Genomic DNA, 20,379 nt, shown 5'->3' on the forward strand with positions numbered 1-20,379 from the left:
AACAAGTCGTTCTGCCAGCCTGGCGTCGAATCAGTAAGGGATATCACCGACAATGCCCGCGCGCTCCATCTTGCGCGGCGCCGGATAGTAGTCGTTGACGGCATAGTGCTGCGTGCTGCGGTTGTCCCAGACCGCAACGTCGCCCTCCTGCCAGGCCCAGCGCACCTGGTATTCGGGAATGGTGGCGCGGCTGGTCAGGTAGTTGAGCAGCAGGGAGGCTCCTGGCGACTTGTCGATGCCGTGGCGCACGTTGTCCGGCGTGCTGTAGTTGGTGAAGTGCGTCGTGAACGAGGCGCCGACGAACAGGATCTTCTCCCCGGTCTCGGGATGGGTGCGCACCACCGGATGTTCCACCGGAGGATGATCCTGGGCCAGCCTGGCGCGGTTCTCCGGCGTCATGACTGCGCCGAAGCTGTGTTCGATGCTGGCCCTGGCGCGTAGCCCGTCGATCTTCTTCTTGATGTCATCGGGCAGTTCCTCATACGCCTTCACCATGTTGACCCAGATGGTGTCGCCGCCGATCTCGGGACATTCCAGGCAGCGCAGCACTGCGCCCATGGCCGGATTGGGACGCCACAGGCCGTCGCAGTGATAGCTGTTCTCAAAGCTGTGCGGGTTGTCGCTGCGGTAGACCTTCACGAGGCCCGGGTGATCGGGAACGCTGCCGACAACCGGATGATCTTCGAGCTTGCCGAAACTGCTGGCGAAGGCCAAGTGATCGGCACGGGTGATCTCCTGCTTGCGAAAGAAGAGCACCCGGTGCTTGAGCAGCGCCGCCCTGATCTCGGCGAAGCGTGCCGGATCGCGTGCCGCCTCGCCGAGGTTCACGCCGGAAATCTCGGCACCGATGGCGGGGGTGATTTGCCTGATCTTCATTGCTGTGTCTCCTGCAGTCCGGTTGATTCCGTCTGTCCGACTTTCTGGTGGCCAAGTATCTGGCGTTCCAGGCTTCCACGCTTATTCGGCGAGGACATTCACTTACCAATTAGCGACATTGCGGGCGCCGTTGCGGCAAGCGACGGCAATGTTTCGTAGCATGGCAACGTCGCACGAAGCCGTGCATTCCCAGCCAAAGCGCGAAGGGCATCTACCATGGCAGCACCACAGAACAAAGTGATCGTCACGTGCGCCGTGACGGGCGGTATTCACACCCCGACGATGTCGCCTCATCTCCCCATTACCGCTAGGGAGATCGAAGACGAGTCCGTCGCGGCTGCAGAGGCCGGCGCCGCAATCGTCCATCTCCATGCGCGCAAGCCGGAGAATGGCCAGCCATCACAGAATCCCGCGCTTTTCCGCGAGTTTCTTCCCCGGATCGCAGCGCGTTCGGACGTCGTGATCAATCTCACGACGGGCGGCGCCCCCAACATGCTTGTGGAGGAACGCCTGCAACCGGCGCTGCAACTCAAGCCGGAAGTTGCCTCGTTGAACATGGGCTCGATGAACTTCGGCCTCTATCCGATGCTCGCCCGGCACAAGACCTTCAAGTACGACTGGGAGCGCCCTTACCTCGAGGGCTCCGAAGACCGCGTCTTCCGCAATACGTTCAAGGAGATCCGCTACATCCTCGAATCCTGTGCTGGCAACGGCACGCGCTTCGAGATCGAGTGCTACGACACCAGCCATCTCTATACCGCAGCGCATTTCATTGACCGCGGCATCCTCAAGCCGCCCTTCTTCATCCAGTCCGTATTCGGCCTGCTCGGCGGCATCGGCACGCACCCCGACGATGTCATGCATATGCGCCGCACCGCGGAGCGCCTGTTTGGCAAGGACTACTACTGGTCCGTGCTTGGCGCCGGCCGCAGCCAGATGCCGATTGCCTCGATGGCGGCTGCCATGGGCGGAAACGTTCGCGTCGGCCTGGAGGATTCGCTTTGGGAAGACCGGGGCCGGCTGTCCAGCAGTAACGCCGATCAGGTCAGGCGTGTTGTCGGCATTCTGAAATCACTGAACCTCGAGGTGGCCACGCCTGACGAGGCCCGCGACATGCTTCAGCTGAAAGGCCGGGACGCTGTCGCGTTCTGATTGATCGAATCGCTTCTCTTCACTCACTCCAGGAAATTCCCATGTCTCATCCTGTTGTCCTGATCACCGGTGCCACCGCAGGCATCGGCCGCGCGACAGCGCTTGCCTTCGCAGCCAAAGGTGCGCGGCTGGTCTGCTCCGGGCGGAATGCCGCTGCCGGAGACGCCCTCATTTCGGAACTCCGGAAAATGGGTGCGGAAGCGGACTTCCTCGTGGCCGACGTCAGCCGCGAAGACGATGTCATCCGTCTTGTCAGGCATGCCGTCGAACGCTTTGGATCCCTTGATATCGCCGTGAACAGTGCCGGAACGGAAGGAACACCGGGCTCGATCGTCGAGCAAACAGTCGCGTCGTACACGACGACGTTCGATGCGAATGTCCTTGGTACCTTCCTCTGCATGAAGCACGAGCTGCAGGCAATGATCCCGCAAAAGCGTGGGGCGATTGTCAATCTCTCCTCCACGATGGGCAGCCGCGGCAACCCGCGAAATCCGATGTATGTGGCCAGCAAGCACGCGGTCGAGGGCCTTACCAAGTCGGCGGCGCTCGATGCCATCCAATCGAATGTCCGCGTCAACGCCGTGGCGCCGGGCCCGATCGAAACGGCCATGCTCGGCCGCATTGCCGGTGGCGAGGATCGGATAGCGGCCGTCGCCGCAACGATTCCCGCAGGACGCGTCGGCACGCCGGAAGAAGTGGCTGATGCGATCGTCTTCCTGGCATCCGACCAATCGACGTACATCACGGGCCAGATCCTCCACGTAAACGGCGGGAAGACTGCCGCGTAAGCTGCCTGTCACAAGGCGTCGTCACGCTCCAAAGCGTCGGGGAGAGGCGCAATTACAGTCCTGCGCCTCTTCGTGCCTCGCGTGGTTCGTCCAAGGCAGACCACGGCCGCCCATCCCATGAATACCCGCATCACCAAAAAAAGACAAAGGTTCCACAGGGGCTACCTGTCGAACCTTTGAAACCGGAAAAGCCGAGGAAAGTGCCAGGCTGGCATCGGCCTGGCATCGGCATTTCCGGTGGAACTCATGCAGATTGCGCTTCAGGTGCGCCTTCAGAACACGTGGCGGATACCCACAGCGGCGCCAAACATCGAGCTTTGGCCATTGGAGAGCGTGTAGTTGTTGACCGTAAGGCTGGTCGCGTAATTGCTCGCTGCCGATTCCATCGCCAGGCCGGCGTTCTTTGCATAGGCCATGGTCAGATAGATATCTGTCCGCTTCGAGAGCGAGTAGTCGGCAATCAGCGCCACCTGCCAGGGATTGGCAACGTGCGCATTACCGCCAAGGCTCTTCACGTTCTGATAGTCATACTCGAGCGTGAAGTCGAGTGCAGGAGAGAACCGGTACTGACCGCCAATCCAATAGAAATCGTCACGCAGGGTCACGACATCGTTCTGGTTCTTGTTCTGGCCCCAACGATAGCCGCCCATGATCTTCGCCGTGCCATTGATGGCGTAGCTGCCCATGACGGCCGCCTTCCTGAAGGTACCGCTGCCGGTGCCGATCGTCGGATTCCATTGATCATAGGCAACGCCTGCCCCAAACGGCCCGGCGAGATAGCTCAAGCCAACACCATACGCCGTGTCGCGGCGGTACTGCCCCGGGACCTCGCCATTGCCACCGGCGGCTGGAACGCTTGCGATCACTTGCGGAAGCGTCGTCCCTACGCCGAACGACATGTTGGCCTGTGCCGTGAGGCCGCCGAACACGCCGACGTACTTCAGCGCATTGTCTTCACGGAAGTTGCCACCGGCGATCACGCCAATAGGTTCATACTGGGTGGCATATCGAGCCGGAATGAAGTTGGCCAGCGTAGAGAACATCGAATGGTATTGCCGGCCGAAGGTGATCTGCCCATATTCCGAGCTAAGACCCAAAAAGGCCTGGCGGCCAAACAAGCGGCCGCCTTGCTGCGACGTGCCAGTATCGAGATTGAAGCCGCTTTCCAGAACGAAGATGGACTTCATCCCGGCGCCCAGATCCTCCGTGCCGCGAAGACCCCAACGCGAGCCGGAGTAGCCACCGGAGTTCTCACGGACGACGCTATGGCCGGCACCGGACTGGAAGCCGTTGGCGGCCGACGGCACGGCCGCGCCGACGCGGTTGACGTACTCTACGTTGATATCTGCCACGCCATACAAGGTCACGCCGGATTGCGCGCTCGCTGCCCCACACGCACTGACGGCGGCCAGGGCAAGAATCTTTCTTTTCACCAGAACTCCTCCACGTTCATTGTTGTCGTCTTCAACCTGGTGGCGCGTGAATGCCAGGAGGTCAAAGCGTTTCGAAGGGAAGCATCGAGATTCGATTCCCCCCTATGCGCAAAACTGCCGCGCATGTGCAGGGACGAGCGCAACCCCTCACCCTTTGGGTGAGCGATTGCGCTTCGTCCGGTTTTAAAGCTTGAATTTGCTGCGGGTCTGCAGCGGAATCAGAGCGTTAATCGATCTGAATGCCCGCATCGGTCGCGATCTTCGACCAGAGCTGCAGGTCGTGGCTGACCAGGTCGCGGAACTGCTCGGGGGTCATCGAAGGAGGTGGCCCGAAGTTCATGGTTTTCATCGTGGCGGCGACATCGGGAGACTTCTGTACCTTGTTGATCTCATCGGCCAGCCGCTTCAGGATCGCCGGGCTGGTTCCCGCTGGTGCGAAGACGCCGAACCAGCCCACCGCATCGAACTTGTAGCCCTGTTCACCCATGGTTTTGACATCTGGCAGTTGCGGCGCACGCGCATTGCCGGCAATGGCGATGGCCCGGACCTTGCCGGAACGCAGGAACGGAATGGGCGCGCCCGGATCGGTCCAGCCGATCTTCACGACACCCGAGGCCAGGTCGGTCAACAATTGATTCGACGTCCGGTACGGGACGTGATCGGTCTTCATGCCGGTCTGCTTCTTGAGCCATTCCATCGTCAGTTGCCCGGACGAGCCCGTGGACCACGTGGCGTAGCCGTACTTGTCCGGGTTCGCCTTCAGGAACTGGATCAGCTCCGGCAGGTTGTGAACCGGCAGATCGTTGCTCACCAGCAGCACCACCCCACCCTCCGCCGTTTCGGCGATCGGCACTAGGCTCTTTTTCGGATCGTAGGGGATGGTCTTCAACACGGCCGGGGCGATGACCATGTTCGATGCCGTGGTGTAGAGCAGCGTGTATCCGTCGGACGGCGCCTTGACGACAACGTTGGTCCCGACCACGCCGCTGCCGCCCGGCCGGTTGTCAACGACGACCGGTTGCTTCAAGGCGACCGACAGCCGTTGCGCCATCAGGCGTGCCAGGGAATCGGTTCCGGAGCCTGCCGATGACGCCACGACCATCTGAATCGGGCGCGCGGGCCAGGCATCTTCCGCCCGCACCGCCGCGGACGCGCACAATGCCACAAGCGCTACCGTGCCCAGCGTGGCCGCAAGCGGTTTTTGCATTCGAAATGTCATTGTCACCCTCCATATCGTTCTTCTGTTGGCGATTGCTCTATCTGCGCTATTTCCAGATGCTTCGCTCTGGCCGCACTGCAACGCCAACTACAAAGCCCACGCAGCCCGACGCGGGATGAGCCACGCTGACGCGAAGCCCGGCGCAAGAAGAGGCAGCGTGAACCGTTGTCTCAGCTCAGGCCGGCAGGTTCTCGTGCTTGCGCAGGAAGCCCTGGTGGCCACCGTTGCGATTCGGCGCGAAGCCGTTGGCCTGGAGCGTTTCTTCCACGGTGTCATAGAACACGCCGAGCTTCAGGATCTCGCGCGTCTGCTGCGCCGTCGCGATGGGGCGACCGAATTCGCGGGCAATGCGCACCAGTTGCTTGATCTGCTCGACCGAGCTCATCTTGCCGGTGCGGGACTGGTTCCAGAGCACATCTTCGATGCCGCATCGCACATGCAGGCCCAGGGCCATGCCGATCATGTTGATGGGCAGCACATTGAGCACCGAGCTTTCCACCGTGACCACCGCGCCATCGGGTACCGCGCGCAGCATGTTGGCCAGGTTGTAGATATTCGCCTGGTCCATGCCACCGCTGATCGCCACCCAGTTCATCACCAGCGGGCCCTTGTAGACGCCGCGGCGGATCATGCGCTCGATCGTTTCGAAGCTGTTGATGTTGTAGACCTGGAATTCGCTCTGGATGCCGGCGGCCGTGAGGCGTCGGATGTGCTCCTCGGCCCAGCTCGGATTCGAGGGCACGATCATGTCCTTGTACGTGTCGTACAGATGCGGGAATCCGCGCGACACGCCCTTGAAGTCATCCAGGCCGGCATGCTCCGTGACGTTCATCTGCGTCGTGTTGACGGTCACCGTGACCTGGTCCGGCTTCGGATCGAGTTCGGCCAGCATATGCCGCGTGTCATCGCTGAGCCATTTGGCGGCCTGGCCCTCTTCGGGCGCGAAGCTGATGGAGCCACCCACCTGGATCACCATGTCGGGCACGGCCTTGCGCACCCCGGCGATCAGCTCGTTGAACATGGGCAGGCGCTTGCTGCCCTTGCCATCGGCTTCGCGCACATGCAGATGCAGCACCCGGGCACCCGCTTCGTAGCAATCCACCGCCTTCTGGATCTGTTCTTCCATGGTGACCGGGATATCTTCCGGAAAGTCCGAGGGAATCCAGCCCGGCGCATACGGAGCGGCCGTAATGATCAGCGGTTGCTGGTTCTCGGGATACAGGTGGCCGTCAAGGAAGTTCATGGTGAAGGTCTCCAGGATGAATCGTGAATTTTGAGAAGGTCGAATTGCATGAGCGCGTTTCCCGGGCGGGAAACCGTCAAATCACAAAGATGGACGAGCCGGTGGTCTTGCGGGCCTCGAGGTCACGGTGTGCCTGCACGGCATCTTCGAGCGCATAGCGCTGATTGATCTCGATGCGGATACGGCCTGCCGCAACATGGCCAAACAGTTCATCGACCAGCTCCGCCTTTTCGGCGGGATCGGCGATGTAGTCGGCAAGGCCGGGACGGGTCAGGTATGCCGAGCCTTTGCGGGCCAGGATGGCCGGATCGAAGCCGGTGACGGGGCCAGAAGCAAACCCCACGCACACCAGCAGGCCGCGGCGCTTGAGCGAGTCCAGCGAGGCCATGAAGGTGTCCTTGCCCACGCTGTCGAACACCACGGATACGCCCACGCCATCCGTCAGTTCGCGCACGCGCTTGGCCACGTCCTCATGGCTGTAGTTGATGGTGTGATCGCAGCCATGGGCACGTGCCACTTCGGCCTTGGCATCGGTGGACACCGTTCCGATCACGGTCAGTCCCAGTAGCTTGGCCCATTGCGAAACGATCAGGCCGACGCCACCCGCCGCGGCGTGCAGCAGAATGGTGTCGCCGGCCTTGAACGACCAGATCCGGCGCATCAGGTACGAGGCCGACAAGCCCCGCATGGTCATTGCCGCGGCGGCTTCACAACTGATTTCCGGCGGCAGCTTGATCAGCGGCGCGGCAGAGATCAGGCGCTCGGTGCTGTAGGCGCCCAGCGTGTTGGTGAAGCCCGTATAAGTCACCCGGTCGCCAACCGTCAGATGGGTGACGCCGGGCCCGACAGCCTCGATCACGCCAGCGGCTTCATTGCCGATGCCACTGGGCAGTGGGACCTGATACGTGCCGCTGCGGAAATAGGTATCAGCAAAGTTCAGTCCTACGGCCACGTGACGCAAGCGGACCTCTCCCGGCCCCGGCTCGCCAACGGTGACGTCTTCAATACGAAGGACTTCGGGCCCGCCCGTTTCGTGAATCCTAACGACTTTCGCCATGTCGTCTCCTGTCTTCTGTGGAGTATGAAAGTGCCCCTGCGGCTTGCCGATCGGGCTTTTCGGAGGGACAACCTGTGTGGCGAATCATCGGGTCTGACCGGGCTTTCCGCTTTCCCGTATGTGTCTGGCGCTTTCCCTTAGCTGACAAGGCGGGACGTTGGCGGCTTGCAGCCAGCTGGCGCGAACTTGTGCCTCAAGTCGCAGATGGGTGTCGCGGAGCGGATTTCGCGCCGCGCGGGGAAGTGCTGGAGGGGGATTCCGGTAGCTAGCGGAAGCCGCTACCTGTCTGGTAGCCGGCGGCTGGCGCCTGAGGGCGCCCGGACCGGATGGCGGAGTCTTTCCGCCCTGATACACCCACCCGGCCGATCAGCGCGGCCAGAGGTGGGCGTCGCGGGGTAACTGCGCAGGAACGTTACTGGTCAGGAAAGCGCCGCTCAGGCGGCGACTGCCTCATCGGGCCAGCTTCCGATATAGGACTTCAGCATGCGGTTTTCGAATGCCTGCTCCTCATGCACGGCCTTGGCCACATCATGGAAGGAAATGATCCCGAGAAAGGTGCCACTGCTGACCACCGGGACATAGCGCAGATAGTGCTGGACCATCAGTGCGCGCAACTCCGCGATGCCCATCTCCGGATCGACGACAATGGGCGCGGGGTTCATCACCCGGCGCGCACGGATATCCAGCGCCTGCGACTCGTGCCCCGTGCTGCGCGCCCGCTGGTGTTGCGCCATCGCCTGGAAGATCTCGCGGAAGGTCAGCAGTCCGACCAGCGCCCCCCTTTCGATGACGACCAATGATCCCAGATCGTTGTCTGCCATCATCAGCAGACAGTCCGAAAGGACTGCGTCGGGAGAAACGGAAAAAATGGGGCCAGCCTTGATTTGCAGAATGTCGCACACGCGCATGATCGTCTCCATGTCAGGACAGGTGAATGGATTCGGAGGCTGCTTTCCATGTTCTGCTTTCCGCAGCGCTCGCCCACTCATCCTGTCATTCCATTTATAGAATGATATGACGTTTATTTCAAGTGCTGGCTGGCACAAGCGCGCGAGTTTTTACCATTTGCTTCCGACAAGGGCGGCAGACTTGTACAGGCGTATGGAGGCCACTGGCATCGCCATCGGCATGGGTGAGCGCATTCGAATCAAGCACCGGAAGATTGCGCCAGCCGCGAAGGCTTTCGCCATGGCGCCCGCAGGGGCGGCTCGGACGTGCAGCGGAAATGGCCGGTGGCGCTCCACCGGCCATTTCCGCTGCTGCGGTCAGCGATTGACCACGCGCGCCGGCATGGACAGCGCAATCGCGCAAGCGACGAGCTGGAAGGCGCCGAACAGTACCAGTCCGGCGTTGGGGCTATGCGTCAGATCCTTGAGCCAGCCAAGCAGGAATGTCGCCGCGAATCCGCCAAGGTTGGCCACGGAACAGGCCAGCGCAATGCCAGCGGCGGCCGCGCGTCCCTGGAGGAATGTGGCAGGCAGGCACCAGAAGACCGGGAAACCTGCAGAGATGCCCGCGCTGGCGACTGTCATCAGCGCTACCGTCAAAACCGTATCGTGCGAGAACCACGTGCTGGCGACCATCCCCACAGCGCCAATCAGCACCGGAACCACGATATGCCAGCGACGCTCGCGCTGCCGGTCGGAATGCGCGCCGTTGATCAGCATGGCCGCCACCGCGGCCGCGTTCGGGATGGCAGTGAGCAGGCCGATGTCGAGCGGGCTTTGCACACCCGAATCGCGAATGATTGTCGGCAGCCAGAAGCTGATGGAGTAGGTCCCCATCAGCAGGCACATGTCGATCAGACCAAGCATCCAGACGCGGTGGTCTGCGAACACTGCGCGCAGCGAATGCCGGCTTTCTGCGAGCGTGTCGGCCTCGAGGTTGCGGATCAATTGCTGCTTTTCCGCGGACGTCAGCCAGGAGGCCTTCTGAATGCTGCCAGGCAGGCAGCACAGCACGACGACACCGAGCACGACCGACGGCACCGCCTCGAGCGCGAACATCCATTGCCAGCCGTCCCAGCCCTTGTATCCGGCAAAGGCCGTCATGATCCAGCCGGACAGCGGCCCGCCCGTCATGCTGGCAAGCGGTATCCCGAGCATGAACAATGCAGTCACCTTGCCGCGCCGGTAAGTGGGAAACCAGTAGGTCAGGTAGAGCAAGACGCCGGGGACGAAGCCCGCCTCGGCAGCGCCGAGCAGGAAGCGCACCACATAGAACTGCGTTGGCGTCGTGACGAAAGCCGTTGCCGCCGACAGCAATCCCCACGTGATCATGATGCGCGCGATCCACAGGCGCGCGCCGACGCGTTGCAGCAACAAGTTGCTCGGCACTTCCAGCAGGATATAGCCGAAGAAGAACAGGCCCGCGCCAAGCCCGTAGACGGTTTCGGAGAAGCCCAGCGCATCCAGCATCTGCAGCTTGGCCAGGCCGACGTTGATGCGGTCCAGGTAGGCCGCGACATAGCAGAAGCAGAACAGCGGGACAATCCGCCACATGACCTTGCGGTAGACATCGGGGTGCGAGGCAAGATCAGCAATGTCGGGAGCCACTTGCTGTGGAAAGGAAGATGACATCGGGGGGTCTCCTGATACCCGTCATCAGCGGTACATGGCCGCTGTGTACAGGCTTTTATAGTTCGCGTTGCACGCAAGTTCCACGCAGCCAGGGGATGGCTGGCGAGCTCGATATTCGGGCGCGGCGTTTTGGGGGTAAACCGATTTACTGCCGATTCATAGCATGCCGGCCGGCACGCCGCACGTAGGAATCTACCCGAGCTTGCGGCACACATGCGAGTCGCATATAGGGGCCCTCACACACTGGCGCCTGAACTGCCCGGACGGCGATGGAGTGATCAGGCCACTCGCATGCGCCGCCCCGGATAAACAGCTGTCCGACTTTTCAGCGCCTGCCGAACAATGCCCGGAAGACCGCAGCAATCCGGTCACGCAGTACCGAAAACACCAGTGCCCCGGCATTCAGCTCCGACACCGCTGCCACCGGCGCGGGCGTGCCGTCGGCAGGCGTGCCGGTGCGCGCGTGGCTCAGGCGTGCGCGCAGGTTCTCGGCAAATGCATCCGTCATGCGCTTGGCGATGTCCTTGACGATGCTCGACCGGCTGAATTGCGCGAGCGTACCGGTCAGCGCAAAGCCCACCTGCACATCGACCCGGGTCGCGCTGCCGCCCTTCTCTTCGATCAGGTCGTAGCGAATCTCCCCCCGCGTAGCCGAACTCGAGCGCGTATCGCGTGCACTGCCGAAGATCGTGCCCGTATAGTTGGCGGGATCGCGCTCCACATCTGCCGCGCCCTCGAATTCCGCGACGATCGGCCCGACCTTGATGCGCAGTTTCGGCTCGACGTGGGTCTCGGTGGCGGGCGCCAGCAGCGACGCACCCGGCAGACAGGTGGTGACTTCACCGAGTTGCCCGAAGAACGCCCACACCTCATCGCGCGGGAAGTCCACGGTGAACGTCTGGTTCAGCGTGGTCATCGGCTTACCCGCATCCGCGGACGCCGGCCGTGCTGCCTGCGGTGCGGGCCTTGCCGGGGCAGAACTTGCAGCGCTGCCGGCCTTCACCGTGCCCGCAGCGGGGGTTCTGGTTGCGGCTGGGGACACGCCATTGCATGCGGCACCACATCGCGCATGCCCCGACCCGACCGGCCCCAATTCGATGCGTGGATTCTGGTCCCCAGCGATCCCTGCAGCTTTTCGCTCGGCAATCACGCTCTGAATCGCCTTGACGATCCCGACATAGCCCGTGCAGCGACACAGGTTTCCACTCATCGCGTAGCGGATGTCCTGCTCGCTGGCATCGGGCATGCGCAACACCACGTCGCGCGCCGATGCCAGCATGCCCGGCGTGCAATAGCCACATTGCAGCGCGTGCTCCCGCGAGAAGGCCGCGCGCAATGCACGCATGCAGGGGTCGTCGTCCATCCCTTCGATAGTCGTGACCTGGGCACCGTCGCAGGCGACCGCAAGCGTGATGCAGGAACGCGCAGGCATGCCATCGACCAGCAAGGTGCAGGCCCCGCAGACGCCATGCTCGCAGCCGAGATGGGTGCCGGTCAGGTCGAGCGAGTCACGCAGGAAGTCCGCGAGTTGCGTGCGTGGTTCGACGGCCGCACCGGAAATCTCGCGGCCATTAACAGTGAGATTGATCGTTTTCATTGGTGTTCGGCGCAGGCAACGGCACGCTTGAGGGCAGTCACGTGAAGCTGGATTTCCAGCGGATCGTCGATCCCCGCATCGACGAGCATGTGCTTCGCCACGGAAGGGTCGAACTGGCTCGACAGGCCCGCGCGCGGATCGCCGCGGAACAGCTTGCGCGCGTCCGGCAGGACAATGGGTTTCGCCTCGGTCGCGCCGATCACGGCCCGGCACACAGATCGCTCGGGGTCGTGAAGCACCGCGCCGATCGCATGGGCGAACTCGCCGGTCTTGCGACAGAGCTTGTAGTAGCCCCAACGTGCCTGGCGCGACAGCTTGGGAATCCAGACCGCCTCCAATAGTTCGCCCGGCTCCAGTGCGGTCTCGAACACGCCGGTCATGAACGCGTCGACCGGGACGCGTCGCTGCCCCGACGGCCCACGCAGGATGACTTGTGCGCCGATCGCGGACAGGCTGGACACCCAGTCGGCGGAAGGATCGGCATGCACCAGGCTGCCGCCGATGGTGCCGCGGTTCCGCACCGCCCGGTATGCAATCGCACGTGCCACGCGCGACAGCGCCCCGCCCGTCAGCGGCGGCACGCGGCCGTCTTCGAAATCGGCATGGGTCACGCAGGCGCCGACCACGATGGCGTCGTCACTTTCCTCCACGCGTTTCAACTCGGGGATGCCGGTGATGTCCACCAGCAGGTCGGGCTGCACCAGCCGCAAGTTCAGCATTGGCCCGAGCGACTGGCCGCCAGCCAGCACCTTGACGACAACGTCGTCGCGCCGCACCAGCTCGATCGCGCCAGCCATGTCGGCCGGCCGCTCGTAATCAAATTTTGCCGGCTTCATACCAGTTCCCCCGCTGCCAGTTGCGCCGTCGATGCGGATTCCTGCCGGCTTGCCGCACCGGCGACGATGGCTTCCAGCACGCGGCGCGGTGTGATCGGCGACACCAGCAATTCGGCGCCGAGCGAGTGCAAAGCATCGTTCACCGCATTGCAAATCGCCGCCGGCGGCGGAATTGCCCCGCTCTCGCCAACGCCCTTGACACCAAACTCGGTATAGGGCGAGACCGTTTCCATATGGATGATGCGCGGCTCCGGCACTTCGGTCGGACCAGGAAGCAAGTAGTCGGCAAACGTTGACGCCAGAGGCTGGCCCGAGCCATCGAAGGCCATCTCCTCATACAGCGCGGTGCCGATTCCCTGCGCCGTTCCGCCGTAGATCTGACCGTCGACCACCATCGGATTGACGAGCTTGCCGCCGTCCTCGACGATCACGTAGTCGAGAATCTCGACATCGCCGGTTTCCGGATCCACGGCCACCGTCACGGCATGCGCGCCGTAGCCGAAGGTGCCGGAATCTCGCAGCGGCTTGTAGCCCTCGGTCACTTCCAGGCCACCGGGATTGACCGTCGCGGGCAGATCCTGCGGACGCAGGTACCACGTCCTGGCGACCTCGGCCAGCGTGAGACTGCCCGAAGGCGCCACCAGCCGGCCGTCTTCAACCTTGAGCGTGGCCGGATCCACCTTGAGCATCCATGCGCCGATCTGCACCAGCCGGCTCGCCAGTGTCTCGCAGGCGCGCTTGACGGCACCGCCCGACATCACCATGCAGCGCGAACCCCAGGTCCCCGTGGAATACGGCGTGAAAGCGGTATCGCCATGCACGACTTTCACACGCGCGATATCGATGCCCAGCACTTCGTTGGCGACTTGTGCCAGCGTGGTTTCCAGGCTCTGGCCATGCGAATGCGCACCAATGCGCAGTTCCAGCGCACCGTCTGGTGTCAGCCTCGCGGTGGCCTGCTCGTAGCCAGGGACCATCGGAATGCCCCAGCCCGCATAGACCGAGGTACCATGCGCAGCCTGCTCGCAATAGATCGACACCCCCACACCGATCAAGCGGCCATCCGGCTCACGTCGGCGCTGGCGCTCGCGGATGGCCGGGATGTCGATGGCTTCGATCGCCAGACGCAGCGCTTGCGGATAGTCACCGCTGTCGAAATGCTTCTTCGTGATGTTGTCGAACGGCATCTGCTCGGGCCGTACGAGGCTCTTGAGCCTGACCTCGTAGGGTTCGACGCCGGCTTCGCGCGCGATCGCATCGAGCACCAGCTCGAGCGCAAAGCAAACGCCGGTGCGCGCCACGCCGCGATAGGGAAGGATCGGGCTCTTGTTGGTCGCGACAGAAAAAGTCTGGCAGCGATAGGACGGAAAATCGTAAGGACCCGGCAGGATGCTGGCGACCTGTGCCGCCTCCAAGCAGGCCGAAAACGGATAGGCCGAATAGGCACCGGAATCCACGGTCGCCTCGCAGTCGATGCCAAGCAGGCGGCCATCGCTGCTCGCATAGCCCGTGATGCGATAGTAGTGCTCGCGGCAGTTCGCGCCCGCGGTCAGGTGCTCGCGGCGATCCTCAATCCATCGAACTGGGGTGCCAAGCCGCATGGCCAGCCAGCAAAGTGCCACCTCTTCCGGCAGCAGGATGCCCTTGTAGCCGAAGCCTCCGCCTACGTCAGGCGAAATCACCCGAATCTTGCCCTGGTCCAGCCCGAGGCATTCAGAAAGTCCGGTGCGCACGATGTGCGGCATCTGGGTGGCGGTGTAGACCGTCAACTGTTCCAGGCGATGGTCCCAATACGCCACCACGCCCCGCCCTTCCATGGGCGCCATCGACTGGCGCGCGGTGCGGATTTCACGCGTGACGCGGATCGGCGCCGAGCGCGCCGCGTCAATATTGACCTCGACATTGGTCTCGAGAAAGACATTGTCGGGCCATGCCTCATGCAGGCGTGGCGCATCCGCGCGCCTTCCGGCCAGCATGTCGACCACTGCCGGCAGCTCGTCCAGATCCAGCCGCACCATGGCGGCGATATCCTCGGCGTCGGCACGGGTTCGCGCCACGCACATCGCCACGAGTTCGCCCACCTGGCGCACCTTGTCCTGCGCGAGCACCGGCTGGTCCGACACCTTGAAGCCGGGCAGCCCGGACACCGCGCGGATCGGCTTGACCCCCGCGAGATCCGCCGCGCTGAATACCGAGGCCCGGCAGGTGTCCGGTATGTCCATGCCCAGCAGGCGCGCATGTGCCAGAGGGCTGCGCACGAAGGCAACGTCCTGCATGCCCGGCAACCGCACATCTGCGACAAACTGCCCGCGACCGCGCATAAGGCGGTCGTCTTCCTTGCGCAGCACGCGCGCACCGACTCCCTGTTCCGCCATCAACCGTCTCCTCCTCATCTGTCACCCTATCTCGGGCGGGTCTGGTGACCCAGCCGCCTGCATCGGGTTATTGCCGCGCCAGCAGCGTGGACCAAGTGGAGAACCACCGTCGCGGCGCCTGTCTCGTGAGCTTGAATCGTCGTGAATTCAGTCTAACATACTATTTATAGAATGATAGCCGTATTTCCCCGCGATCCATCAAGGGCCTCAGGTGAGCGCCCCCTCGTGCCCGGCACGTCCCACGGCCTGCCCTTTGATGCCTTCAAGCATGTCGATGGAAAGCTTGACGCAATCGCTGCGGTAGGTGATGTCGGCGACATACACAGCGACGCCGTTCTGGTCGATGACCACGCATCGACACTCGGCGGTCGGAGCGCTCAACGACAACTGCAGCAGGTCCGCGGTCTCGCGGTCCGCCGTGCCGATCACCATGGTCTGGTGTGCCCTGGTGATTTCCAGGCCCTCCACCATGTCCAGCACCGGCAAGACGGTATGTTTCATGAACCGTTCCCGCTCCTTGGCGAACACGTCCTGCGCCAGATGCAGGTTGACGACGGCATAGGGCACGCCATCCTTGGTCTGGACGCTGCGCAGCAGCGTATAGGCCGAAGCAGGAATCCCCTCGCCTTCCGCCAGTCGCGGAAATGCCGGAAGGTCCCGCACCCGGATATATTCCGGCACGTTGTCGCGGATGGCCGCCAGCAGGTTGTCCCAGGTCGTAGCAAGCTGAAGCCAGCGCTTGTCATTGACATGCGCGCTGACGAACGTACCGCGGCCCTGATGGCGTGTAACCAGGCCCTCGTTCTCGAGCAGATCGATGGCCTGGCGCACCGTCACGCGCGCAACGTGAAACTCCTGCTCCAGTTCTTCCAGCGTCGCGATCTGCTGCCGCGGCTGCCAGTCACCTGACTCGATACGCCGGCGCAACGCGGACGCCACCTGGATGTAAGCCGGGATCTTGCCCCGTCGATCCTTCACTCGACCTTTCGCCATATCCGGGAACCCATCTTCGGGGCAATAGGATTCAGCGCTATCGATATTGGTGCAAGAGGGGGTTTCCCCTCCGTTCCCTGGATTGCTCATCGTCACCCTCCGTCGTCAGACCGACCGCATGCTTGCAAGCTTTCGGCGGTCGCTCGATTCTTATGATCTTGTCTTACTATCTTTAGAATAATACACTGACAGCATAAATTCACTGTCCTAAATCGCAAGCCATGCCACAAATGCTCACCATCACCCGCCCGGACGACTGGCACCTGCACCTGCGCGACGGCGCGGCGCTGGCGGCCGTGCTGCCCGACACCGCGCGCCAGTTCGGTCGCGCCATCGTCATGCCGAACCTGAAGCCGCCCGTGACCACGGTGGAACAGGCACGGGCCTACCGCGCCCGCATCCTCGCCGCGCTGCCGGCCGGGATGCGCTTCGAACCGCTGATGACCCTGTACATGACCGACCACACGAGCGCCGAGGAGATCGTCGCGGCGAAGGCCAGCGGCCTTGTCCACGGCGTCAAGCTTTATCCGGCGGGCGCCACCACCAACAGCGATGCCGGCGTGACCGATATGCGCCGCTGCTACCCGGCGTTCGAAGCGATGCAGCGCGAAGGCCTGCCGCTGCTGGTGCATGGCGAGGTGACCGATCCCGCCATCGATGTCTTCGACCGCGAGGCCGTGTTCATCGAACGCGTGATGACGCCATTGCGTCGCGACTTCCCGGAACTGAAGGTGGTCTTCGAGCACATCACCACCAGAGATGCCGCGCAATATGTGATGGAAGCGAGCGGACCGACAGGCGCCACCATTACCGCGCACCACCTGCTGTACAACCGCAATGCGATCTTCGCCGGCGGCATCCGACCGCACTACTACTGCCTGCCGGTGCTCAAGCGCGAAACCCACCGCGAGGCACTGGTTGCGGCCGCCACTTCCGGGAGCCCGCGCTTTTTCCTGGGCAGTGACAGTTCTCCCCACGCGCGCGGCCTGAAGGAACACGCCTGCGGTTGCGCCGGCTGCTACACCGCGCTCCACGCGATGGAGTTGTATGCCGAAGCCTTCGAAGCTGCCGGCGCGCTTGCCAGGCTGGAGGCCTTCGCCAGCTTCAACGGCCCGGCCTTCTACGGCCTGCCACGCAACACCGGCACGCTGACTTTGAAACGCGAAGACTGGCAGGTGCCAACAGAGCTGCCCTTCGGCGACACCACGCTGCTGCCACTGCGCAGCGGCGAGACACTGCGCTGGAAGGCACACTGACCGACCTGCGTGCCCCGCATCGACGGCGGGGCCTCTCTCCGATCGATGGTTTCAATCATCTCGTCTCGGGCAACGAGCGCCGGAGCGCGGCAAAGAAGAGCTCGGACTGCAGGCGTTCCTGCTGCACCTGCCTCGCCACCCGAGCCGCCACGTCAGCATCAACCGGGCTGAGTCCCAGCCCGGTTGAGCGCGCCAACACCTCCGCTGCACAAGCACGTTCGAGGTAGTACAGGTCGTCGTACGCGTGATCGATTCGTTCTCCACCAACCACGACCCCGTGATTGCCCAGGAACAGCACATTCTTCTCAGCCATCGCGTGGCCGATGCGCTCACCCTCACGGGCATCGAGTGCGAGTCCGTTGTACTTGCGATCGAGCGCCACGCGGCCGTGAAAACGCATCGCGTTCTGCGAAAGCGTCGTATCCAGCCCGCATTGCCCGGTCAGCGTCAACGCCGTTGCGTAAGGCATATGGGAGTGCAGCACACACCGCTTCTTTGCGATCCGATGAATGGCCGCGTGAATGAACATGGCGGTCGGCTCGACATCGTGGCGACCGGCGATGCGCTCGCCGCGTGCATCGACTATCACGATGTCCGCCGCTGCAACCTCGCTCCACATCAGGCCGCGAGGGTTCAGCAAGAACCATCCCTGCTCCCCCGGTATCGCAACGCTGAAGTGATTGCATATCCCTTCACCCAGGCCGTGATGGGCCGCAGCGCGTAGGGCCAGCGCAAGATCATGTCGGAGAGCCGAAACCTCGGCTGAATCAAACAGCTGCTGGGCGCTCGTGGAGGTCATGAGTGCGGTCCTGACTTTTGCCACCAACGGTGCGGCGTGGGTGGTCAACAGATTCGGTGGCGAACGGCTGGGCAGGCGGCAAGTTGCCGCTCTGCCCGCCGCGGGATCCAGGTCACAAACAGGGCATGGTCAGCGGCACAAAGCAGCCACTTTTTAGCGCATGTCCTGCACGTAAAACGCAGAAGGTTGGCGCGCACGCCGTGGCAGAGCACTTCCTGAGCCGGCTGGCACGTCTCCAGCCGGAGTGCATCGTGGGGTTGCCGCCGACGCATGTCGAAGGCCAGGTCCAAACATGCCCCGCACGCTTCCATCGTGCCCTCCGGCATCAGCGGTTAGAGTGGTTACGCTGCCTTGACCATGTCCTCGACCACCTTCTTGGCATCGCCGAACACCATCATGGTCTTGTCCATGTAGAACAGTTCGTTATCCAGGCCTGCATAGCCGGCGGCCATCGAACGCTTGTTCACGATGATGGTCTTGGCCTTGTACGCCTCCAGGATCGGCATGCCCGCGATCGGCGATTTCGGGTCGGTCTTGGCCGACGGGTTCACCACGTCGTTCGCGCCAAGCACCAACACCACGTCGGCCTGGCCGAATTCGCTGTTGATGTCCTCCATCTCGAAGACCTGGTCGTACGGCACCTCGGCTTCGGCCAGCAGCACGTTCATGTGGCCCGGCATGCGGCCCGCCACCGGGTGGATCGCGTACTTCACGGTCACACCCTTCTCGGTGAGCTTCTCGGTCAGTTCCTTGAGCGCGTGCTGGGCGCGCGCCACGGCAAGGCCGTAGCCCGGCACGATGATCACGGTCTCGGCGTTGCCCATCAGGAACGAAGCGTCATCGGCAGAGCCCGACTTCACGTTGCGCTGGACTTGCGAACCGCCTGCAGCACCAGCTGCCGCATCGCTGCCGAAGCCACCGAGGATCACGTTGAAGAACGAGCGGTTCATCGCCTTGCACATGATGTACGAGAGGATCGCGCCGCTTGACCCCACCAGCGAGCCGGCGATGATCAGCATCGGGTTGTTCAGCGAGAAGCCGATACCGGCCGCCGCCCAGCCCGAGTACGAGTTCAGCATCGACACCACCACTGGCATGTCGGCGCCGCCGATCGGGATGATGATGAGCACGCCGAGCACGAAGGCGATGGCCAGCATGACCAGGAACGGCGTCCAGTCCTGCGTCATGAAGAACGCGATACCGAAGCCGACCATGGCGACGGCCAGCGCCAGGTTCAGCATGTGCTGGCCCGCGAACACCACCGGCGCACCCTGGAACAGGCGGAACTTGTAGCGCCCGGCCAGCTTGCCGAAGGCAATCACCGAACCGGAGAACGTGATCGCACCGACGAAGCAGCCGATGAACAGCTCAATGCGGTTGCCCAGCGGGATCTCATGCGACCCTGCGGGCGCGATGCCGAAGGCCGAAGGCTCGGCCACCGCCGCCACCGCAATGCACACCGCTGCGAGACCGATCAGCGAGTGCATCGCTGCGACCAGCTCAGGCATCTTGGTCATCTCGACCTTCTTCGCCACGTAGGCGCCGATGCCGCCACCGACGACCAGGCCGGCCAGGATCAGCGCGAGGCCCGATCCCGCTGCCGTGCCGCTGCCGGCGGCCAGGAACTCGTTCTTGAGCTTGAGGATCAGCGCCACCGTAGTGAGTGCCGCCACCGCCATGCCGATCATGCCGAAGGCATTGCCCTTGCGGGCCGAACCCGGGTGCGACAGGCCCTTGAGTGCCTGGATAAAGCAGACCGACGCGCCCAGGTAGAACAGCGTCACGGCATTCATGGACAGTCCGTTCATCGCTGCATCTCCACCAGTTCACCGCCCGCGTGCGCGGGCGTCTTTGCGGGCTGCGCCTTGGGCGCCTTCTTGCGGAACATCTCGAGCATGCGCTGCGTGACGAGGAAGCCGCCGAATACATTGACGGCGGCCAGCGCCACGGCAAGCGTACCCATCGCGCGGCCCACGCCGCCTTCGGTCAGCCCGGCGGCCAGCATGGCGCCGACGATGATGATGGCCGAGATCGCGTTCGTTACCGCCATCAGCGGGGTGTGCAGCGCGGGTGTGACTGTCCACACCACGTGGTAACCCACGTAGATCGCCAGCACGAAGATGATCAGGTTGATCACCGTGTGATTCACTATTTCCATTCCATATCTCCTTGCAAC

At 63.1% G+C, this 20,379-nt stretch carries 17 protein-coding genes; 3 read left to right on the plus strand and 14 right to left on the minus strand.

What is annotated here, in order from left to right; genetic code table 11:
* Positions 1–30 precede the first annotated feature (30 nt).
* Positions 31–876 carry a TauD/TfdA dioxygenase family protein gene (locus KHO41_RS11180; RefSeq protein WP_211953341.1) on the minus strand — a complete coding sequence of 282 codons (846 nt, stop codon included), beginning with the start codon at positions 874–876 and terminating at the stop codon, positions 31–33.
* 216 nt (positions 877–1,092) lie between these two features.
* Here KHO41_RS11180 and KHO41_RS11185 point away from each other — a divergent pair, with 216 nt between their 5' ends.
* Positions 1,093–2,028 (plus strand): BKACE family enzyme, encoded by a 936-nt coding sequence (locus tag KHO41_RS11185; protein WP_211953342.1) that lies wholly within the window; start codon positions 1,093–1,095, stop codon positions 2,026–2,028.
* Between the two features lie 41 nt (positions 2,029–2,069).
* A complete protein-coding gene (locus KHO41_RS11190) occupies positions 2,070–2,816 on the plus strand; it encodes an SDR family NAD(P)-dependent oxidoreductase (protein ID WP_211953343.1) in 747 nt (248 codons plus the stop codon).
* Positions 2,817–3,088: 272 nt separating this feature from the next.
* Here KHO41_RS11190 and KHO41_RS11195 read toward each other — a convergent pair whose 3' ends face one another.
* From KHO41_RS11195 to KHO41_RS11240, 10 genes are all read right to left on the minus strand, one after another.
* On the minus strand, positions 3,089–4,249 hold the full coding sequence (locus tag KHO41_RS11195; RefSeq protein WP_211953344.1) for a porin: 1,161 nt from the start codon (positions 4,247–4,249) through the stop codon (positions 3,089–3,091).
* 226 nt (positions 4,250–4,475) lie between these two features.
* A complete protein-coding gene (locus KHO41_RS11200) occupies positions 4,476–5,468 on the minus strand; it encodes a Bug family tripartite tricarboxylate transporter substrate binding protein (protein WP_211953345.1) in 993 nt (330 codons plus the stop codon).
* A gap of 175 nt (positions 5,469–5,643) precedes the next feature.
* Positions 5,644–6,711 (minus strand): BKACE family enzyme, encoded by a 1,068-nt coding sequence (locus KHO41_RS11205; RefSeq protein WP_211953346.1) that lies wholly within the window; start codon positions 6,709–6,711, stop codon positions 5,644–5,646.
* A 76-nt stretch (positions 6,712–6,787) separates the two neighbouring features.
* The gene (locus tag KHO41_RS11210) at positions 6,788–7,768 is read right to left on the minus strand and encodes a quinone oxidoreductase family protein (protein ID WP_211953347.1); all 981 of its coding nucleotides are present in this window, start codon (positions 7,766–7,768) and stop codon (positions 6,788–6,790) included.
* Positions 7,769–8,202: 434 nt separating this feature from the next.
* Positions 8,203–8,688, minus strand: a complete 486-nt coding sequence (locus KHO41_RS11215) for a CBS domain-containing protein (RefSeq protein WP_342344457.1) — start codon at positions 8,686–8,688, stop codon at positions 8,203–8,205.
* A 345-nt stretch (positions 8,689–9,033) separates the two neighbouring features.
* Positions 9,034–10,347 carry an MFS transporter gene (locus KHO41_RS11220; RefSeq protein ID WP_211953348.1) on the minus strand — a complete coding sequence of 438 codons (1,314 nt, stop codon included), beginning with the start codon at positions 10,345–10,347 and terminating at the stop codon, positions 9,034–9,036.
* 325 nt (positions 10,348–10,672) lie between these two features.
* A complete protein-coding gene (locus tag KHO41_RS11225; protein WP_211953349.1) occupies positions 10,673–11,944 on the minus strand; it encodes a xanthine dehydrogenase family Fe-S subunit in 1,272 nt (423 codons plus the stop codon).
* Complete coding sequence (locus KHO41_RS11230) at positions 11,941–12,780, minus strand: FAD binding domain-containing protein (protein WP_211953350.1); 840 nt, start codon at positions 12,778–12,780, stop codon at positions 11,941–11,943. Before KHO41_RS11230 ends, KHO41_RS11225 begins: the two co-directional genes overlap by 4 nt.
* On the minus strand, positions 12,777–15,155 hold the full coding sequence (locus tag KHO41_RS11235; protein WP_211953351.1) for a xanthine dehydrogenase family protein molybdopterin-binding subunit: 2,379 nt from the start codon (positions 15,153–15,155) through the stop codon (positions 12,777–12,779). Before KHO41_RS11235 ends, KHO41_RS11230 begins: the two co-directional genes overlap by 4 nt.
* Before the next feature lie 207 nt (positions 15,156–15,362).
* Positions 15,363–16,238, minus strand: a complete 876-nt coding sequence (locus KHO41_RS11240; protein ID WP_244873800.1) for a GntR family transcriptional regulator — start codon at positions 16,236–16,238, stop codon at positions 15,363–15,365.
* Positions 16,239–16,369: 131 nt separating this feature from the next.
* On the opposite strand from KHO41_RS11240, the gene pyrC reads away from it, so the two are divergent.
* Positions 16,370–17,404, plus strand: a complete 1,035-nt coding sequence (gene pyrC, locus KHO41_RS11245) for a dihydroorotase (RefSeq protein WP_211953352.1) — start codon at positions 16,370–16,372, stop codon at positions 17,402–17,404.
* A gap of 55 nt (positions 17,405–17,459) precedes the next feature.
* Here the strand turns inward: pyrC and KHO41_RS11250 are convergent, their stop codons facing one another.
* From KHO41_RS11250 to KHO41_RS11260, 3 genes are all read right to left on the minus strand, one after another.
* Positions 17,460–18,203 carry an aldolase gene (locus tag KHO41_RS11250; protein ID WP_211953353.1) on the minus strand — a complete coding sequence of 248 codons (744 nt, stop codon included), beginning with the start codon at positions 18,201–18,203 and terminating at the stop codon, positions 17,460–17,462.
* Positions 18,204–18,544: 341 nt separating this feature from the next.
* Positions 18,545–20,011: an NAD(P)(+) transhydrogenase (Re/Si-specific) subunit beta gene (locus tag KHO41_RS11255; protein ID WP_211953354.1), complete on the minus strand. Its 1,467-nt coding sequence runs from the start codon at positions 20,009–20,011 to the stop codon at positions 18,545–18,547.
* Positions 20,008–20,361 carry an NAD(P) transhydrogenase subunit alpha gene (locus KHO41_RS11260; RefSeq protein WP_211953355.1) on the minus strand — a complete coding sequence of 118 codons (354 nt, stop codon included), beginning with the start codon at positions 20,359–20,361 and terminating at the stop codon, positions 20,008–20,010. The genes KHO41_RS11255 and KHO41_RS11260 overlap by 4 nt, the downstream gene beginning before the upstream one ends.
* Positions 20,362–20,379: the final 18 nt, after the last annotated feature.

Origin of the sequence: Cupriavidus numazuensis (assembly GCF_905397435.1) — a bacterium.
GTDB classification, from domain to species: Bacteria; Pseudomonadota; Gammaproteobacteria; order Burkholderiales; family Burkholderiaceae; genus Cupriavidus; species Cupriavidus numazuensis.

Coding starts and splice junctions, on each gene's coding strand:
- KHO41_RS11210 (WP_211953347.1), bottom strand. CDS start 7,768: ATGGCGAAAGTCGTTAGGATTCACGAAACGGGCGGGCCCGAAGTCCTT.
- KHO41_RS11255 (WP_211953354.1), bottom strand. CDS start 20,011: ATGAACGGACTGTCCATGAATGCCGTGACGCTGTTCTACCTGGGCGCG.
- KHO41_RS11260 (WP_211953355.1), bottom strand. CDS start 20,361: ATGGAAATAGTGAATCACACGGTGATCAACCTGATCATCTTCGTGCTG.
- KHO41_RS11190 (WP_211953343.1), top strand. CDS start 2,070: ATGTCTCATCCTGTTGTCCTGATCACCGGTGCCACCGCAGGCATCGGC.
- pyrC (WP_211953352.1), top strand. CDS start 16,370: ATGCCACAAATGCTCACCATCACCCGCCCGGACGACTGGCACCTGCAC.
- KHO41_RS11215 (WP_342344457.1), bottom strand. CDS start 8,688: ATGGAGACGATCATGCGCGTGTGCGACATTCTGCAAATCAAGGCTGGC.
- KHO41_RS11220 (WP_211953348.1), bottom strand. CDS start 10,347: ATGTCATCTTCCTTTCCACAGCAAGTGGCTCCCGACATTGCTGATCTT.
- KHO41_RS11225 (WP_211953349.1), bottom strand. CDS start 11,944: ATGAAAACGATCAATCTCACTGTTAATGGCCGCGAGATTTCCGGTGCG.
- KHO41_RS11230 (WP_211953350.1), bottom strand. CDS start 12,780: ATGAAGCCGGCAAAATTTGATTACGAGCGGCCGGCCGACATGGCTGGC.
- KHO41_RS11240 (WP_244873800.1), bottom strand. CDS start 16,238: ATGAGCAATCCAGGGAACGGAGGGGAAACCCCCTCTTGCACCAATATC.
- KHO41_RS11235 (WP_211953351.1), bottom strand. CDS start 15,155: ATGGCGGAACAGGGAGTCGGTGCGCGCGTGCTGCGCAAGGAAGACGAC.
- KHO41_RS11180 (WP_211953341.1), bottom strand. CDS start 876: ATGAAGATCAGGCAAATCACCCCCGCCATCGGTGCCGAGATTTCCGGC.
- KHO41_RS11200 (WP_211953345.1), bottom strand. CDS start 5,468: ATGACATTTCGAATGCAAAAACCGCTTGCGGCCACGCTGGGCACGGTA.
- KHO41_RS11205 (WP_211953346.1), bottom strand. CDS start 6,711: ATGAACTTCCTTGACGGCCACCTGTATCCCGAGAACCAGCAACCGCTG.
- KHO41_RS11250 (WP_211953353.1), bottom strand. CDS start 18,203: ATGACCTCCACGAGCGCCCAGCAGCTGTTTGATTCAGCCGAGGTTTCG.
- KHO41_RS11185 (WP_211953342.1), top strand. CDS start 1,093: ATGGCAGCACCACAGAACAAAGTGATCGTCACGTGCGCCGTGACGGGC.